The organism is Paenibacillus pasadenensis (assembly GCF_002864175.1).
Taxonomy (GTDB): domain Bacteria; phylum Bacillota; class Bacilli; order Paenibacillales; family Paenibacillaceae; genus Paenibacillus_O; species Paenibacillus_O pasadenensis.
The window spans coordinates 670,108-686,572 of sequence record NZ_NFEZ01000003.1; the positions used below are offsets into that span (position 1 = coordinate 670,108).

At 67.7% G+C, this 16,465-nt stretch carries 12 protein-coding genes; 4 read left to right on the forward strand and 8 right to left on the reverse strand.

Features of this window, described 5'->3' with window-relative positions:
- Nucleotides 1-17: 17 nt before the first annotated feature.
- Nucleotides 18-605, reverse strand: a complete 588-nt coding sequence (locus B8V81_RS06535) for a biliverdin-producing heme oxygenase (RefSeq protein WP_180968387.1) — start codon at nucleotides 603-605, stop codon at nucleotides 18-20.
- Nucleotides 606-799: 194 nt separating this feature from the next.
- Between B8V81_RS06535 and B8V81_RS06540 the strand changes: the two genes are divergently transcribed.
- Nucleotides 800-1,267 (forward strand): hypothetical protein, encoded by a 468-nt coding sequence (locus tag B8V81_RS06540; RefSeq protein WP_101808006.1) that lies wholly within the window; start codon nucleotides 800-802, stop codon nucleotides 1,265-1,267.
- Between the two features lie 112 nt (nucleotides 1,268-1,379).
- On the opposite strand, the gene B8V81_RS06545 is transcribed toward B8V81_RS06540, so the two are convergent.
- The gene (locus B8V81_RS06545) at nucleotides 1,380-1,763 is read right to left on the reverse strand and encodes a DUF423 domain-containing protein (RefSeq protein WP_028599175.1); all 384 of its coding nucleotides are present in this window, start codon (nucleotides 1,761-1,763) and stop codon (nucleotides 1,380-1,382) included.
- Between the two features lie 181 nt (nucleotides 1,764-1,944).
- Here B8V81_RS06545 and yhbH point away from each other — a divergent pair, with 181 nt between their 5' ends.
- Nucleotides 1,945-3,090, forward strand: coding sequence for a sporulation protein YhbH (yhbH, locus tag B8V81_RS06550; protein WP_028599176.1), 1,146 nt, complete (start codon nucleotides 1,945-1,947; stop codon nucleotides 3,088-3,090).
- Nucleotides 3,091-3,226: 136 nt separating this feature from the next.
- Here yhbH and B8V81_RS06555 read toward each other — a convergent pair whose 3' ends face one another.
- Nucleotides 3,227-3,328 (reverse strand): hypothetical protein, encoded by a 102-nt coding sequence (locus B8V81_RS06555; RefSeq protein ID WP_028599177.1) that lies wholly within the window; start codon nucleotides 3,326-3,328, stop codon nucleotides 3,227-3,229.
- Between the two features lie 122 nt (nucleotides 3,329-3,450).
- Between B8V81_RS06555 and B8V81_RS06560 the strand changes: the two genes are divergently transcribed.
- Entirely contained in the window at nucleotides 3,451-5,514 is a 2,064-nt protein-coding gene (locus B8V81_RS06560; protein WP_101808007.1) for a prenyltransferase/squalene oxidase repeat-containing protein, read from the forward strand.
- A 199-nt stretch (nucleotides 5,515-5,713) separates the two neighbouring features.
- The gene (locus B8V81_RS06565; RefSeq protein ID WP_101808008.1) at nucleotides 5,714-7,792 is read left to right on the forward strand and encodes a serine hydrolase domain-containing protein; all 2,079 of its coding nucleotides are present in this window, start codon (nucleotides 5,714-5,716) and stop codon (nucleotides 7,790-7,792) included.
- A gap of 112 nt (nucleotides 7,793-7,904) precedes the next feature.
- Here the strand turns inward: B8V81_RS06565 and B8V81_RS06570 are convergent, their stop codons facing one another.
- The 5 genes from B8V81_RS06570 to B8V81_RS06590 form a co-directional block, all read right to left on the reverse strand.
- Nucleotides 7,905-9,677, reverse strand: coding sequence for a glycoside hydrolase family 2 protein (locus B8V81_RS06570; protein ID WP_101808009.1), 1,773 nt, complete (start codon nucleotides 9,675-9,677; stop codon nucleotides 7,905-7,907).
- A 19-nt stretch (nucleotides 9,678-9,696) separates the two neighbouring features.
- The gene (locus B8V81_RS06575) at nucleotides 9,697-11,328 is read right to left on the reverse strand and encodes a response regulator (RefSeq protein ID WP_180968388.1); all 1,632 of its coding nucleotides are present in this window, start codon (nucleotides 11,326-11,328) and stop codon (nucleotides 9,697-9,699) included.
- Nucleotides 11,303-13,147: a cache domain-containing sensor histidine kinase gene (locus tag B8V81_RS06580; protein ID WP_052333309.1), complete on the reverse strand. Its 1,845-nt coding sequence runs from the start codon at nucleotides 13,145-13,147 to the stop codon at nucleotides 11,303-11,305. The genes B8V81_RS06575 and B8V81_RS06580 overlap by 26 nt, the downstream gene beginning before the upstream one ends.
- Nucleotides 13,148-13,168: 21 nt before the next feature.
- On the reverse strand, nucleotides 13,169-14,653 hold the full coding sequence (locus tag B8V81_RS06585) for an extracellular solute-binding protein (RefSeq protein WP_240479027.1): 1,485 nt from the start codon (nucleotides 14,651-14,653) through the stop codon (nucleotides 13,169-13,171).
- Between the two features lie 62 nt (nucleotides 14,654-14,715).
- Entirely contained in the window at nucleotides 14,716-16,461 is a 1,746-nt protein-coding gene (locus B8V81_RS06590) for a family 43 glycosylhydrolase (RefSeq protein ID WP_028599184.1), read from the reverse strand.
- Nucleotides 16,462-16,465 lie beyond the last annotated feature (4 nt).

A 16,465-nucleotide genomic window follows, 5' to 3' on the forward strand; every position in this document is an offset into this window, starting at 1 on the left:
GGAACGCGCGGCGTCCGTCAGGCGGAGGCGGCGACCCAGCGCTCCAGCAGGGCGAACGTCTCCTTGGCGGCGGCGATCGTCTCTTCCTCGCGTCCCGCCGCTCCCTGCTCGATGATGCTCCTCATCTCCAGCCAGCGGCTGCGGGTGTCGTCTCCGTAGGCGCGGAAATAAGCGAGTCCCCGGTCCTCGTCCAGCCCGAGGCTGGCCGCCAGCTTGCGGGAAATGATCTGTCCGCCGAGAGTGGAGCCCTCCAGGACGTACAGATAGCCGAGCTTGCGCGCCGGATCGGACAAGTCGGGCAGCTCCGCGCAGCGCGGAATGGCGCCGAGCTCCTCCCTCGACAACCCCAGCTTCTCGAGATCGCTTTCAAGCAGCGGCGCCTTTTGCCGAACGGCCGCCTCGAGGCCGAGCGACTCCAGCTCCGCATCGGGATAGATCCGCTCCTCCGCCGGCTGGATGAAGCCGTAGAACAGCTCCAGATAGCGGCGATAGCCCGCCGCATCCAGCGTGCCTTCCATGATCGCCCGAGCATACCGGTTCTCCTCCATGCGCTCGTGCTCCTCCGCGGTCTGGCCGCGAAGCCGTTCCATGATCGATTGGCCCATGATCCACCTCTTCCTTAACCGCCTCGGCGGAAATGTCGCTGCCGTACATCCCGGCATGGAGCGAGAAAAAACGTCCATTCACCCATCCTACCATATTCAAAGAGAGCCTTGAAATGCCGAGAAAAATAGGACTATATGTTCAACAATTCCAATGATATAGTTAATGAACTATCTCAATCAAGTACGGAGGAACTATGGCTATCAAGAATGGAAAAGGACTCCATACCTATTCTTTCCAGACCGATCTGGTCGTCGAGGCAAGCACCCGCGATGCGGCCGAGGCGCTGCTCAGGCAGCGCCTCGACGAGGCGGGGCTCGACCGCTACCGGATCGGCAAAGGAACCCTCATCGGCTTCTCGCTCCTGCCCGACACCGACGCCCCTGCCGCATCCGGCGCCGCGACCGTCCCGGCCGCGCCCGTCCCGACCCCGGGCCAGCCTGCCGACGGCCTGCGCGATCTCGCGCTCGATCTGATCCGGCGCTGCGTCGATGACGGACGCCTCGTACGGCTCAGCATCAACCGCGGCAAAGGCGTGCGGCTGAGCGTGCCTTGCCGGATCTTGCGCTGGGACGAGCCGTCCTCGCTGCTGACCGTCTACCATGTCGACGAGAAGCAGGTGTACACGTTCGGCATCGGCGAGATCGACGACTTCCTGCTGTAGCCGCCGGCTGGCGGCTGGCGGCCCGAACCTTTTCCCAACTCAAAAGACCTTGCCTCGATGCTTGTCCGAGGCAAGGTCTTCTTTTTTAAAGCATGAGGGCCGATGCGGCAGATCAGCCTTCTCCCCTCGCCCTCCAGGCGCTCCAGGCGGCGATCCCCCAGGCGGCGATGAAGCAGACGCCTCCGATCGGCGTAATCGCGCCGAGCCAGGTGACGCCGCTCAGGACGAGGACGTACAGGCTGCCGGAGAAGATCCAGATGCCGGCCTGCATGAGGCGGCCGGCGAGGCGGAGCGGCCTCCGGTCGCCGAGCTTGCTCGCGGCGAAGGCGAGCAGGATGAGGCCGATCGCATGGTACATCTGATAGCGCACGCCCGTTTCAAAAATCTCGAGCCGGTCCGGCTCCACATGAGCCTCCAGCCCATGGGCGCCGAAAGCGCCGAGAGCGACGCCCGCAAGAGCGTAAAGGGCGCCGAAGGCGACGTAGCGGGGAAACATCGGTTGGACTCACCTCTTCTGTCGTCCCGGAAGGAACGGATTCTACCGTAGTATAGCACAACCCGCCGGCGCCGGTCCCGTCCGCGCCGCCCGGCGCTCCGTCATGATCGTCCTCCATCTGAATATACTTGGAGAACAGGTCCGGCGGACTCTGAATATCGAACGAAGCGGGGTGAGCGGCATGACGGAACCGTTGTTCATCGTCTCGCGCGAGGACTGGTCCCTGCACCGCAAGGGCTATCAGGACCAGACCCGGCATCAGCAGAAGGTCCGCGAGGCCATCAAGAAAAACCTCAAGGACATCGTCAGCGACGAGAGCATCATCCTGTCGAACGGCAGGGAGACGGTCAAGGTGCCGGTGAAGAGCATCGACGAGTACCGGTTCGTGTACAACTACAACAAGAAGCAGCATGTCGGACAAGGCGACGGCGACTCGCAGGTCGGCGACGTGCTCGGCGTCGATCCGAGCTCGGCCAAGGGCTCCGGCAAGGGCCAGGGCGCGGGCGACCAGGCGGGCGAGGATTATTTCGAGACCGAGGTCACGATGGATGAGCTGGAGGATCTGCTGTTCGAGGAGCTGGAGCTCCCCCGGCTGGAGCAAAAGCAGAAGGAGAACGTGCAGGCGGCCGACGTCGTCTTTCAGGATATCCGCAAGAAGGGCATCATGAGCAACATCGACAAGAAGCGGACGCTGCTTGAGAACCTGCGCCGCAACGCGGGCAGCGGACGCAAGGGCATCGGCGGCATCACGCCCGAGGACCTTCGCTACAAGACGTGGCAGGAGGTCATGAAGCCCCACTCCAACGCGGTCGTGCTGGCGCTCATGGACACGAGCGGATCGATGGGCTCGTTCGAGAAATATTGCGCGCGCAGCTTCTTCTTCTGGATGACGAAGTTCCTGCGGCGCAAGTACGAGCATGTGGAGATCGTCTTCGTCGCCCACCATACCGAGGCGAAGGAGGTGACCGAGGACGAGTTCTTCACGCGCGGCGAGAGCGGCGGCACGATCTGCTCGTCCGCCTATCAGAAGGCGCTCGACATCATCGACAGCCGCTATCCGACCGCGAACTGGAACATCTACCCGTTCCACTTTTCCGATGGCGACAACCTGACCTCCGACAACGAGAAATGCGTCAAGCTGATCGACGAGCTGATGAAGCGCTCGAACCTGTTCGGCTACGGCGAGGTGAACCAGTACAACCGCAGCAGCACGCTCATGTCCGCCTACAAGCATATCCAGGACAAAAAATTCCTGTTCTCCGTCATCCGCGACAAGAGCGAGGTGTACGACGCGCTCAAGAAGTTTTTCGCCAAGCCCGCCGGCTGAGCCCGGCGCCCCGCCTGTCCGCCGGCGTCCGGCATGAAAAAGGGCTGCGCCCTTCCGCGACCTGCATGCAGGTCGCGGAAGATGCGCAGCCCTTTGGCTGGCGGGATGCGGCGCGCCGGGCTTCAGCCCCGAGGCGCTACACCAGGAAGATGCGGCTGATGATGACGAGAAGAATGAAAAGGACGAGGATGACGCTCGTGCTGGTCCAGCCTGCCCCGGCTCCTGCAGCATATGACATGGATGCTTCACTCCTTTTGCCTTGAATAGTCCAGCATATGCCCGGTTCGGGCGTTTGCTCTGGACGCATGCCCATGCCCTTGCAGCCGGAACGATCCGATCTTGAAAGGAGGCCTGAACGCCATGTCCGACCCGGCCCGCCTCGCCTCGGCCGCCATCTCGAGGCTGCAGCAGGAGCTGCTCCGCAGCCAGAGCGGCGACGGCGCCTGGAGAATGATATGCGAAAGCGGCGTCATGAGCGACGCCTACCTGCTCATCCTGCTGCAGGCGCTCGGACGCCCGCCGCAGGACGAGGAGCTGATCCGCCGCATCGCCGCGCGCATCGCCTCGCTGCAGCACGAGGACGGCGGCTGGCGGCTGCATGCCGATCAGCGCGAAGGCCATCTGGAGTCGAGCGTGGAGGCGTATTACGCGCTGCTCGCGAGCGGCGCGCTGGAATACGGCGATCCCGCGCTCGTCCACGCCCGCCGCTTCATTCTCGAGCGGGGCGGCCTGACCCGCGTGCGGGCGATGATGACGCAGGTGCTGCTGGCGATGACGGGCCAGCTGCCGTGGCCCAAGGAGCTGCGGCTGCCGGTCGAGGCGCTGCTCGCCCCCTCCTGGCTGCCGCTGTCGCTGTTCGACCTGTCCGGCCACGCGCGCGCCCATCTCGTGCCGGTGCTCATGCTCAGCTCCGGCTCGTTCCGCCTCGGCGAGGGCCGGCTGCCGCAGCTGACGGAGCTGATCGCCGGCGAGGACCGCGGCTTTTCGCTGCCGACGCTGCTGCCCGAGCCGCTCGCCGGCATGCTGCAGGCGATGGCGGACGGCCACACGCCGCTCTACCCGGCCTCGCTGGAGCGCGCCGAGCGCTACCTGCTGGAGCGGATCGAGCCGAACGGCACGCTGCTCACGTACTCGACCGCCACGATGCTCATGGTCGCGGCGCTGCTGTCGATCGGCTACGATCCCGGCGACGAGACGATCCGGCGCGCGCTGGACGGCGTCCGCTCGCTCGTCTGGCAGGAGCCGGAAGAGGCCGAGGCTGTGGAAATCGCGGCGGCGGCGGCGGCCACGGGAACGGCATCGGCACCTCCGGAGCATGCCGCGGCCGGCCCGGCGCCGCAGCCGGAGCGAGCGCATCTGCAGATCGCCGACTCCGCGCTGTGGGATACGGCCATGATCGCCAATGCCCTCCTGGAAAGCGGCATGCCCCCCGAAGCGGACGCGATCCAGCGGGCCGCCCGCTGGGTCGCCGCCCGGCAGCAGAGCGAGGCCGGCGACTGGCGGCGCCGCGTTCCCGGCGTCAAGCCGGGCGGCTGGGGCTTCAGCGCCGTCAACACGCGCTATCCCGATGTCGACGATACGACGGCGGCGCTGCTGCTGCTGCAGCGGGCGGCAGGCAAGAGCGGCGGCGCTCCGTACTGGAGCGAGGCCGCGCAGGAGCGCGGCAGCCGCTGGGCCTGGGCGCTGCAAAACCGCAGCGGCGGCTGGCCGGCGTTCGAGCGCGAGTCGGGCAGCCCGCTCATCGGGCTGATCCAGTTCGAGCAAAGCGCGCAGATCGTAACCGATCCGCCGACCGTCGACCTGACCGCGCGCACGCTCCAGTGGGCGGCGCTGGCCTCCGCCCCGCTGCCGGGCTGGCTCGCCGCCGCGCTGCAGGCGGAGGACGACGATGCGGAAACGGCCGCCGCCGCTGCCGCCGTGCGCCGGGCCTGCGCATGGATCGTCTCGCAGCAGGACCGCGACGGCAGCTGGGCCGGACGCTGGGGCATCTGCCGCGTGCACGGCACCGGCGCGGCGCTGGCCGGCCTGCTCGCCGTCAAGGCGCCCCGCTCGGCGTCCGCCCTGTACCGCGGCATGCAATGGCTGCTCTCCGTGCAGAACGGCGACGGCGGCTGGGGCGAGTCCTGCGCCAGCGACGTCGAGGGCAAGTATGTGCCGCTCGGCGCCAGCACGCCTTGCCAGACCGCCTGGGCGCTGGAGGGGCTGCTCGCCCATCCGCATGCGCCGCGGGAGGCGGTCGAGCGCGGCATCGCCTGCCTGTGCGCGCTGCTCGAGGCGGACGACTGGCGCGGACGCTATCCCGCCGGCGGCGGCTTGCCGGGGCATGTATACCTGCACTACGGCAGCAGCCGCTACATCTGGCCGCTGCGCGTGCTGGCGCAGTATGTCCGGCGCTACGGCGGCGGCATGCCGGCGGAGGGCTGACACCGGGACCCCGCCCCGGCGGAGGGCCGGCTCGAGCCCCCGCCTCGGGGCGAGGGCTGCTTCGGACCTGTACTAGCCGGCAGGTCCTAGAAGGAGCCTAGAAGCTGCGACCAAACTCCTTTTTATCGCCGATCTTGAACTTTGCCGGCGCTTCAGGCGTACGAAAGATGGATCGCCTTACAAAAGGAGGGAATTTTCAATGAAAAAAAGGATCGCCTGGATGCTGGCCGCCGCGCTCGTCGCGACTCCCGTGCTGCCCGTCTCCGCGGCTCCGTCCGCCCCGCAAGGGGCCGCTCCCGCCCAAGGACAAGGACTGGAGCGGATCGCCGCGGACAAGGCAAGGCTGCTCACCGAGCAGTACGGCACGGTCAGCGTCCAGTACGCGCTCATCGACGAGGGGAGCATCGTCGTCTCCGGCCAGAACGGCAAGAACGACGAGCAAGGGAAAATTCCGCTGGCCGCGGACACGATGTACGGCATCGGCTCGGTCAGCAAGATGTTCGCCGCAGCAGCCGTCATGAAGCTGGTCGACGAGGGGAAGATCGACCTGGATGTCCCGCTCGTCCAGTACATGCCCGACTTCACGATGAAGGACGAGCGGCATAAGCAGATCACCCCGCGCATGCTGCTGAACCATTCCTCCGGACTGCCGGGCTCGAGCCTGAACAACGTGTTTCTGTTCGAGGATCCGGACTCCTACGCCCACGATACATTGCTGCAGCAGCTGGCCGAGCAAAGCCTGAAAGCCGATCCCGGCGCCTTCTCCGTCTATTGCAACGACGGCTTCACGCTCGCGGAGCTGCTCGTGGAGCGCGTGAGCGGCATCGCCTTCACCGCCTTCGTGCACCAGCATTTCACCGATCCGCTCGGCATGGAGCATACGAAGACGCCTGCGGACGGGGTCGATCCCGCCCGGATGGCGGGACTGTACTTCCCGGCGATGGCGCGGCAGCTGCCGAATGAGACGGTCAACATCTTCGGCGCAGGCGGCATCTATTCCACGGCGGAGGACCTGGCGCGGTTCTCGCAGCTGTTTACGGACGAGGAGCAGGGCATCCTCTCGGCCGAGGCGGCGGAGGCCATGGAGCAGCCCGAATACAAGAGGGGGCTGTGGCCCGAAGAAGCGGACAACAGCATCGACTACGGCCTCGGCTGGGACAGCGTCCGCCTGTATCCGTTCGGCGATTACGGCATCCAGGCGCTGACCAAGGGCGGCGACACGATGTTCTACCATGCGTCGCTCGTCGTCCTGCCGGAGCAGGACATGGCGGCGGCCGTCCTGTCCTCGGGCGGAAGCAGCTCGACCGCCCAGCTGCTGGCGAACCAGATTCTTTTGGAGGCGCTGAAGGAAAAAGGAGAAATCCCAGACATCAAGCCGGACAAATCGTTCGGCAAGCCGGCGCCGGCCCCTCTGCCGGCCGGCATGAAGAAGCTCGCCGGCTACTACGGCATGTCCGGACAGCTGGCGAAGGTCGAGCTGAAGGGCGACGGCATGTCCGTCACGCTGCCTAACGCGCCGGAATATCCCGCGGAGAAATATATGTATACGGCAGACGGAACGTTCATGGACGAAGCCGGAACCGTCAAGATCGAGCTCGTGAAGGAAACGAACGGCCAGACCTATGTCTGGGTCCGCCAGTACATTTCGGTGCCGGGACTCGGACAGACCGCGCTGTCCCACTATACGATGCAGAAGCTCGCCAGCAATCCGCTTCCCCGGGAGACGGCCTCGGCCTGGGCGAAACGGGAAGGCAAGACCTACTACCCGCTCAATGAAAAATACACGTCGATGCTCTACCTGCTGAACCCGAAGCAGGACATCCGGCGCGTCGTCGAGTTCGGCGGGTATGCGAACGACAAGCAGATCACCGGCCCGAACAGCGCCGCAAGCCGGCTGCAGATTCCCGCCATGGGCGGCCGCGATCTGGCCGCCTACCGCTTCTACCGCCAGGCCGGCGCCGAATACCTGGAATCGGCCGGAATCCGCTATATCAGCGAGGATGCGGTCAAGCCGCTGCATCCGGGCAAGCAGTCGGCCGTGACGGTGAAGCAGGACGGCCATGCCAGATGGTTCACGATTCCCGCTGCGGCAGCGGGCAAGACGATGACGGTGAAGCTGCCGGCCGCAGGCGGATTCACCGTGTATGACGCCGCTGGCCTCCCCGCAGGCAGCAGCGTCGCCATCGGCACGACCTCCGTCGCGCTGCCGGCGGGCGGAACGGTCGTCTTCGCGGGCGAGCCTGGCTCGGCGTTCGGCATCACGCTGAGCAGGAAATAAAGCTCCGCGCGAAGCTGAAGCCGATTCAACTTCATGGAAACCGAACAGGACGATGCAGAGGGAGGTCCCTCGCATCGTCCTGTTTTTGCCTTCCTATTCCCGCTGCCCCGCCTCAGCCCTGCGCGTACCGTCCCTCGACGATCGCGCGGATCGTCTCCAGCGGCAGCTTGGGCTGCCGGTCGTACGTCAGCAGGCCGTTGATCTCCTGCTCGACGTCGGTCAGCTGCGTGTAGCACCAGCCCTGCACGACGCCGCCAGCCAGCGGCGAGATGACGTTGTCCAGCCGCTCGGCGAAGTCCTCGTCGCTCGACGCGCCGGAGTAGCCCCAGCCCTCCCAGTCGCTTTTCTTGTAGGCGATGCCGCCGAACTCGGTGACGAGGATCGGCTGTCCCTCGTACGGGAAGCCGTCGACCGCCAGCACGCGGCCGGCCGGCGAGGCGGCGACGGCGCTCTCCGCCGTGGCGTACCGCCGCTCGAGCACGCCCCGCCGCCACTCGTAGTCGTGGATGTTGAACAGGTCGGTGCGCACCATCTCCCAGCCGTCGTTGGAGACGACCGGCCGCGTCGCGTCGAGCGACTTGGTCAGATGGTACATCGCCAGCGCATGCTGCTGCTGGCGCTTGTCGACGGCGATGTTCGGCACGCCCCAGCTCTCGTTGAGCGGCACCCAGGCGACGAGACAAGGATGGTTGTAGTCGCGCTCGACGCTCTCCTGCCACTCCCGCGTGAAGCGGCCGACATACTCCTCGGAGTAGGCGTAGGCGTTGGCCGCCTCGCCCCACACGAGCAGGCCGAGCCGGTCGCACCAGTACAGGTAGCGCGGGTCCTCCAGCTTCTGATGCTTGCGCGCCCCGTTGAAGCCCATGTCCTTGGTCAGCTCGACGTCGCGGCGGATCGCCTCGTCGCTCGGCGGCGTCAGGTTGCCGTCCGGGAAGTAGCCCTGGTCGAGCACGAGCCGCATGAAGTACGGCCGGTTGTTCAGGCACAGCCGCCCGCTCTCCACGGAAATCTTGCGCATGCCGAAATAGCTCTGCACCTCGTCGAGCGTCTTGCCGTCGCCGTCCACGAGCCGCAGCGCGACATCGTACAGCTGTGGCTTCTCCGGCGACCACCAGCGGCCGAGGCCGTGGTCGCTGAAGTCGCCGAGCGCGATGGCGCGCGACTCCTCGCCCCGCCGCACGGAGAACGTGTCGCTCGCCACCGGCTCGCCCTCGAACGAGATGTCGGCGCGCAGCGTCAGCCCGTCCGGCAGCGGACCTTTCACCCAGGAGCGCAGCTCGATGCGGTCGGCGTCGATGTCGGGCGTCAGCTTGATTCGGTCGAGCCGCGTCGCCTCGACGGCCTCCAGCCATACCGTCTGCCAGATGCCGGTCGTGCGGGTGTAGAAGATGCTGGCCGAGTCTTCCTTCCAATACTGCTTGCCGCGCGGCAGCGTCACGTCCCGGCTGTAGTCGGCCGCCCGCACGACGAGCCGCTGCGGCCCGTCTCCCGCCGCCCGCAGCGCGTCCGTGATGTCCGCGCGGAACGGCGTATGGCCGCCCTCGTGCCGGACGACGAGCGCGCCGTTCACCCAGACGCTCGCCTCGTAGTCGACGGCGCCGAAGTGCAGCAGGATGCGCTTGCCGGCGAACGCCTCCGGCAGCTCCAGCTCCCGCCGGTACCAGACGATGTCGTGGAAGCCCGGCTCGGCGATGCCGCTGAGCTTGCTCTGCGGCGCGAACGGCACGACGATGCGCCGCCCGAGCTCCGTCTCTCCCCGCTGCCAGCCGAGGCTCTCGCCCTCGCCGGCGTCGTCGAACTGGAACTCCCATTCCCCGTTCAGATTGATCCATGCCTCGCGGTAAAACTGCGGCCGCGGATGCTCCGCGCGCGGTTGTTCTGCCATGTTGCGAATCCTCCTCGTGTTAGCGGGAGCGCGCCTCGGCGCTCCCTCTCATGCGTTCCCGATATTCCTTCGGCGATGCGCCGGTCCGGCTCTTGAACACCCGGTTGAAATGCCTCACATGGGCGAAGCCCGTCTCCTCGGCGATCGCCTGGATCTTGTCGGAGGTGAGCGCCAGACGGCGCTCGGCCTCGCGCAGCCGCAGTCCGGTCAAATGCTCGACGAACGTCTCGCCGGTGCGCTGCTTGAACAGATTGCTGAAATAGGCCGGATTCAGGTACACCGCCTCCGCCACGTCGCGCAGCGTCAGCGGCTCCCGGTAATGCTCGGCGATGTAGCGCGCCGCAGCCGCCACCGGATCGCGCTCCTGCAGCGCCCGCGCCTGCGCGATCGCCGCCGCGAGCCGGACGAGCAGCTCCTGCAGCCGCTCGGACAGCTCCTCGCGCGAGCTGATCGCGCATACCTCCGCGAGCCGCTTGCCGATGTCCTGGCCGCCGAGCCAGGCGGACGACGCCCTGAGCTCCTCCGCGAGCTCGTAGTAGCGCAGCAGCAGCTTGCACAGCTGCTGGTGGATCGCCTCCGGCGAGCGGGCCGCCTCGCACAGCTCGCCGACCCAGAGGGCCGCCTCGGCGGCAATGCGCTCCGGCGCTCCCTCCAGCACCGCCTGCTCCAGCCGGTCGGCCGAGCGCCGGGCCGCCTCGCCGGCAGCCGAGCCGCGGCCGCCGACCTCGGCGTAGTCGAGCACGCAGTCGCCGCCCGCGATCAGGCGGTGCAGCAGGGCGATCTCCGCCTCGCCGTAGGCGCGCGGGATGCCGCCCAGCCCCTCGGCCGGCACGCTGACGCCGATCGTCACCGTCAGCCGCGACAGCGACGAGATCTGGCGGCGGATCATTTCCGCCAGCGAGTCCGCGCCGGAGCGCAGCGGCTCCGGCGTCGGCCGGTTCACGAGCGCGACGACCTTCGTCTCCGACAGCACGAAGCTGATGCCTTCCGCATGGCGGTCGAGCATTTCCTGGGCGAACTGCTGGATGTACAGCTGGAACAGCGACGGATCGCCGCTGCGGTAGCGCTCCTCGCCGACCGAATGCTTGTCGAGGTTGATGACGAGGCAGACGAAGTACGGGTGGCGGAAGCTCGCTCCCATCTGCTCCAGCAGCTCCAGCTCGCCGGGCCCGATCCGGCCCGCCAGCAGCGCCTCGGCCAGATGGCCGGCGAGATGGCGGCGCACCTCCGGCTGCGCCTTCCAGCCGGCCTCCGCCCGGCGCTCGGCGCTGCGCCGCGTCCGCAGCTCCTCCCCGAGCCGGCCGAGCACGCGCGCCAGCTCCTCGCGCTCGATCGGCTTCATCAGGTAGTCCCTGGCCCCTTGGCGCATCGACTGCTGCGCGTAGGAGAAGTCGTCGTAGCCGCTGACGACGACGGTCAGCAGGCCGGGCTGGCGGCTGGCGGCGAGCCGCTGCAGCTGGATGCCGTCCATCCGCGGCATGCGGATGTCCGTCAGCAGCACGTCCGGCGCCAGCTCCTCGAGCCGGTCCAGCGCCTCATGGCCGTCGCAGGCTTCCCCGGCGACCGTCCAGTCCTCGCCGAGGCCGCCGATCATTTTGCGGAGCCCTTTGCGGAAGATCGATTCATCATCGACGATCAGGATGCTCGGCATCCGAATCCTCCTCCTTTCCGGTATCGAGCGGCAGCAGCGGCAGCCGCAGCGCGGCGCGGAAGCCCCGGTACGGCATGCTCTCCAGCTGCAGGCCGTACTCCTCTCCATAGTGCAGCACGAGGCGGCGGTGGACGCCCAGCAGTCCGTTGCCGGAGCTGCCGCCGAGCTCGCGCGTATGCCGCAGATGCTCGCGCAGCGCCTCCAGCGCCTCGCCCGTCATGCCGATGCCGTCGTCGGCGACGGCGATGACGAGCGTCTGCCCTTCGGCCGCGGCGCTCAGGACGATCCGGCCTTCGCCGGCGCCCTTGTCGATCGCGTGGTTGATCGCGTTCTCGACGAGCGGCTGCACGAGCAGCGGGATGACCTCGCAGCCGAGCAGCGCCGGATCGGCCTCCAGCGTGAACTTGATGCGCTCCTCGTAGCGCATCTGCTGGATGCTCATGTAGCCGCGCACATGGTCGAGCTCGTCGCCGAGGGTCACCCGCTCCTTGCGCCCGCTCAGGCTGTAGCGCAGCAGGCGGCTGAGGCTGTTGGCCATCGTGATGATCTCGCGATTGCCCTCGATCTCCGCATACATGCTGATCGAGCCGAGCGTGTTGTAGAGGAAATGCGGATTGATCTTGCTCTGCAGCGCGGCGATCTGCGCGTCCTTCTCGCGGATCTCCGTCTCGTAGAGCAGGTAGCCGAGCTCGCTCAGCTTCGCCGTCATTTCGTTGAACGACTGGCCGAGCGCGCCGACCTCGTCGCGCCCCTCGGCCGGGAAGCGCTGGCTCAGGTCGCCGCGCTCGACGCCCCGCATGAGCCGGCTCAGCTTGCGCAGCGGCTGCGTGACGCGGTACGCGATGAACACGTAGAGCAGCAGCGCGAGGCCGACGCAGACGGTGCCGAACAGGATCAGGAACGTGCGCAGCGTGTCGACGTCCTTCATCAGGCTCGCGAGCGGCACGACGCCGACCGTCGTCCAGCCGGTCACCTCCGACTTGAAGCGGGAGACGAGCAGGCCGCGGCCCCGCTCCTCGACCTGGCTCAGCCCGTCGCCTCCGGCGACAAGCGACGCTCCCGCTCCGGCGAGGTCGAGCGGAGCGGCTGCCGCCCCGCCCCCGCCTTTGCGGATGACGAGCTTTCCCTCGTCGTCGGCGATGTACAGCGACTCCTCCGCGTCGAGCTTCACCTTGGAGAGGATCTCGCGGATGAACTTGGGGTCGACGTCGATGACGATATGGCCGAGCGTGCGGCCGCTGTCGAAGCTGCGCAGCTCGCGCGCGATCGAGAACGCCTGGTAGACGATGCCGCCGGTCGAGCGCACATCATGCGTCGGCACGAATACCGGCTCGCCGTAATGGCCCTCGAAGCGGTCGAGCCAGGCGACGCTTTCGTCGAGCTTGTAGGTCGTCACGTACTGGCTCTCCGGCAGGACGACATAGGAGGCGCCGTCGCGGCCGTAGAGCGACACCCCGAGGATGTCGACCCGTCCGTTCAGGAACACCTGCGTCACGAAATTGTTGAGCTCGCTGATCTCCTCGAGCGTGAGCGGCTGCCCCGGCGTCCGCTTGGACTCCAGGAACGCCGTCACCTTGGGATACTGGTACGGCATGACCGTCAGCCGGTTCAGCTCGTTCATATAGGTGTCGATGTTCAGCGTCATCTGCTTGATCGCCTGCAGCTGCGATTCGCCGACCTTGGCCTCCGTCGTCTCCGAGAAGCGGGCGAAGGCGAAGCCGCCCATCAGCCCGAGCGGCAGGACGATGAACACGGCGTTGATGAGGATGAGCTTGCGCGCGAGCTCGAGGCTGCGGAACCAGATGCCGAATGCCTTCATGCTGCCTCTCTCCTTCGCCCGCTACTTGGCCAGCGCCGCGTCGACCGCCGCCTGCGCCCGCCGCAGCGCCTCGGCCGGCGTCTGCTGCCGGTAGATCATCCGCTCCCACTCCTTGATGAGCAGCTCGATCATGCTCCACTGCTTCACCTGGCGCGGCCAGTAGGCGACGTCGTTGGCCACCTCCGCATAGTCGCTGCGGAACTTGAGCCGCGCGTACGCCTCGCTCGCCACGACCTGGCTCGAGCTCGGCACATGGCCGGCCTTGGCCCACAGGTCGCCGTGCTCGACCGCCCACTTGGCGAACGTCAGCGCCGCCGCCCGCTTCTCCGGCGTCAAGCCGGCCTTGGCCGGCAGCGCCAGCGTATGCGTGTCGCCCCAGACGGCGGCATGGTCGTACAGCACGGGGAACGGCACGACCGACAGCTCCAGTCCCGGCGCCTGCTCGAACGCGCCCGTGCCCCACATGCCGGTGACGAGCAGCGCCGCGTCGCCGTCGTGGAACAGCTGGAACGCGTCGTTGATGCCGGACGGGATGAGCTCCTTGCGGTACAGGCTGTCGACGAGCTCCAGCGCCTCGAGCGCCTGCGGATTGTCGAACACCGCCTTGCCGCCGTCCGCGCTGTAGAACGCGCCGCCGCCGTCCATCTGGTTGTACAGGCTCCACCACAGCCATACGGAGTCGATGCGCGTGCTCGGCAGCGCGAGCGGAGCGACGCCGGGCGGACTGCTCGCCTTGAGCCGCTCCAGGAAGCGGAGGAAGCCCTCCTTGCCCGGCTCCAGCAGCGGCTTGCCGTCGTCGCCGAGCAGCCCGGCGCGACGCAGATGCGCCTGGTTGGCGTACAGCACGAGCGCATGCGTGTCGAGCGGCACCGCATAGTGGGCCTGCTCGTAGAGCGTCGATTCGACGATGTTGGCGTTGAACTGGCTCCAGTCCAGCCCCGCCGCGGCCGCCGGCTCGTCCAGCCGCTCGATGTAGCCGTTCTGCACGAACTGCGGCAGGTTCGTCGCATGCACGATCGCCAGATCCGGCGCGTTGCCGGCGAGAATCGCCGTGCGCAGGCGGGAGTAGTAGTCGTCCAGCCGCGAGTTGATCTGCTCGACGCGGATGTCCGGATGCTCCGAGTTGAACGCTTCCACGATATCCGTCATGAAAATGTTGTCGCCGCCGCTGAACGGCGTCCAGTACTCGAGCACGATCGGCTCGACCGCCGGGCCCGGATCGGGCTGCGGCTCGGCCGCCCCGGAGCAGCCCGCCGCGAGCAGCGCCGCCGCCGCTGCGGCCCATCCGAGCCGCCGCCAGCCTCTCCGGCCGATCCAGCCTCTCCAGCCGCCGCTGCCTTTCCAGCCTCTCCAGCCGCCGCTGCCTTTCCAGGCGCTCCTGCCGCCGTCTCCGGCGGCGCGCGCTCCGCTCCGCCGCGCCTTTCCGGCTTCGCAGTCCATGCTGCCGCCCTCGCGCTTCCATCCGTGCCGTCCGCCGCTCCTGCCGAGCTGTCCGCCGCTTCTCATGCGCCATCCCCCTGCCGCTTCATCGTTGTCGCCTTAAGTTTCCTCCGGCAAGGCGGCTGCCGTCAACCGCCGGGACGAATCCAGATGTCGGCAAAGTCGACGCGCAGGCTGCCGGCCCGCGCCGTCAGCTCGATGGCGCTCGCGCCGGCAGGCAGCTTCAGCTCCGCCTCGTACATCCGCAGCTCGCCCCGCTGCTGCGGCTCGATGTCGAGCGTCCGCTTCGCGCCGCCTGCGGATATCTCCAGCTTGGAGCCGTCCGCCGGGTTCAGCACGGCCACGGACACCGTGTACGTGCCGGACTTCGGCACGCGCACGTTCGGCAGCCGCACGCCGGCGCCGGCCTCATGCAGCAGCGCGGCAGCGCCGCGCGAGGCGAACACGTTCTCGTTCTCCTCCGCGCCGCCGAGCATCTCGCCCCATTCCGCCTCGAAGCGCGGCAGCTCCAGCGCCAGCAGCTCCGCTCCGCCGCTCGCCCGCGCCCGCAGCTCGCCGCCGCCCTCCGGCAGCTTCAGCTCGGCGTAGGCATAGCCGACTGCTCCCGTCGCGGTCGGCTCCAGCTCCGCCGTCTCGGCCTTGCCGGCGGAGGAGCTCAGCGAGATGCGTCCCGCGCCGCCCTCCGCCATCCGGTAGTGGAGCAGCACCGGCACGACCGTCTCGACGGTGGAGACGACGTCGCTGAACACAAGCTCCTCGCCGTCCGGCCGCGCGTCCTCCGCCCGCAGGACGCCCATGCCGGACGGCGCCTCGATCGCCGCCTCCAGCGGCTGCGGCGGACCGAAGTCCGGCAGGCCGTCCGCGGTCCAGCCGACCTTGGCGGCGCGCGCCTTGCGGTTCGCCCAGCCGTCGGACTCGCCGCTCGTCGCGTGGTAGACGATCCACGTCTCCGTCCCGTCCGGCGACGCCGCGAACGAGTTGTGCCCCGGCCCGTACACGCCGGCCTCCGCGTCCGGCGCGAGCAGCGGCTCGGGATGCTTGCTCCAGTCCTCCGCCCGCAGCGGATCGCCGCCCTCGCGCAGCGAGAGCGCGCCGATGCTGTAGTACGGCGTCCAGCTGCCGGCGCCGGAATAGACGATATGGACGCGTCCGTCCCGGCGCAGCACCGACTGCCCTTCGTTGATGTACGGCGGTCCGCCGGCCTTTTCCCAGTCCAGGTCGGGACGGCTCAGCAGCACGCGCGGCCCGCTGATCGTGAGCGGATCGCTCATCGGAGCGATGTACGTGTTCTGGGCTTCGTTGACGTCGCCCTCCCAGCCCGACCAGATGAAGTACAGCCGCTCCTCATGCTCCATGACGAGCCCGTCGATCGCCCACTTGTCCGTGTCGTCCGCGATCTTGCCCTTGAAGGCGTATTCGCCCATCGGGTCGTCCGTCGCCGCTTCGAGCGCGTACATGCGGTGGTTGGCGTTGTCGCCGTCGTCGGCCGCGAAGTAGATCAGCCATTTTCCGCGCACATGCTGGATTTCCGGCGCCCACAGGTTCGCCGAATAGGCGGTGCCGACCGGCGGATGCCAGACGACCTTGCGCTCGGCGGAGCGGAAGTCGAGCGTGCGCGACTTCATGACCATGATGTCCGTGCCGCCATGGGTGAACGTCATGTAGTAGAATCCGCCGTGATGGACGACGCTCGGGTCCGGCGTGTCGATCTCGGCCAGCGTGTTCTTGAACGTGCCGCCGTGTCCGGCGTACGACGCATCCGTCTCATCCGGATGTCCTTGCTTGCTCCACATCCAATAGCCTCCTCCCGCGATCAAAAGCAGGAGCAGCGCCGCCAGCAGCGTCGCCGTCCCTCGATTCCTTTTCAGCCGCATCGCC

What these genes read in the sequence shown, in the direction of transcription:
- B8V81_RS06535 (WP_180968387.1), bottom strand. Translation starts at nt 605, where the DNA reads ATGGGCCAATCGATCATGGAACGGCTTCGCGGCCAGACCGCGGAGGAG.
- B8V81_RS06540 (WP_101808006.1), top strand. Translation starts at nt 800, where the DNA reads ATGGCTATCAAGAATGGAAAAGGACTCCATACCTATTCTTTCCAGACC.
- B8V81_RS06545 (WP_028599175.1), bottom strand. Translation starts at nt 1,763, where the DNA reads ATGTTTCCCCGCTACGTCGCCTTCGGCGCCCTTTACGCTCTTGCGGGC.
- yhbH (WP_028599176.1), top strand. Translation starts at nt 1,945, where the DNA reads ATGACGGAACCGTTGTTCATCGTCTCGCGCGAGGACTGGTCCCTGCAC.
- B8V81_RS06555 (WP_028599177.1), bottom strand. Translation starts at nt 3,328, where the DNA reads ATGTCATATGCTGCAGGAGCCGGGGCAGGCTGGACCAGCACGAGCGTC.
- B8V81_RS06560 (WP_101808007.1), top strand. Translation starts at nt 3,451, where the DNA reads ATGTCCGACCCGGCCCGCCTCGCCTCGGCCGCCATCTCGAGGCTGCAG.
- B8V81_RS06565 (WP_101808008.1), top strand. Translation starts at nt 5,714, where the DNA reads ATGAAAAAAAGGATCGCCTGGATGCTGGCCGCCGCGCTCGTCGCGACT.
- B8V81_RS06570 (WP_101808009.1), bottom strand. Translation starts at nt 9,677, where the DNA reads ATGGCAGAACAACCGCGCGCGGAGCATCCGCGGCCGCAGTTTTACCGC.
- B8V81_RS06575 (WP_180968388.1), bottom strand. Translation starts at nt 11,328, where the DNA reads ATGCCGAGCATCCTGATCGTCGATGATGAATCGATCTTCCGCAAAGGG.
- B8V81_RS06580 (WP_052333309.1), bottom strand. Translation starts at nt 13,147, where the DNA reads ATGAAGGCATTCGGCATCTGGTTCCGCAGCCTCGAGCTCGCGCGCAAG.
- B8V81_RS06585 (WP_240479027.1), bottom strand. Translation starts at nt 14,653, where the DNA reads ATGAGAAGCGGCGGACAGCTCGGCAGGAGCGGCGGACGGCACGGATGG.
- B8V81_RS06590 (WP_028599184.1), bottom strand. Translation starts at nt 16,461, where the DNA reads ATGCGGCTGAAAAGGAATCGAGGGACGGCGACGCTGCTGGCGGCGCTG.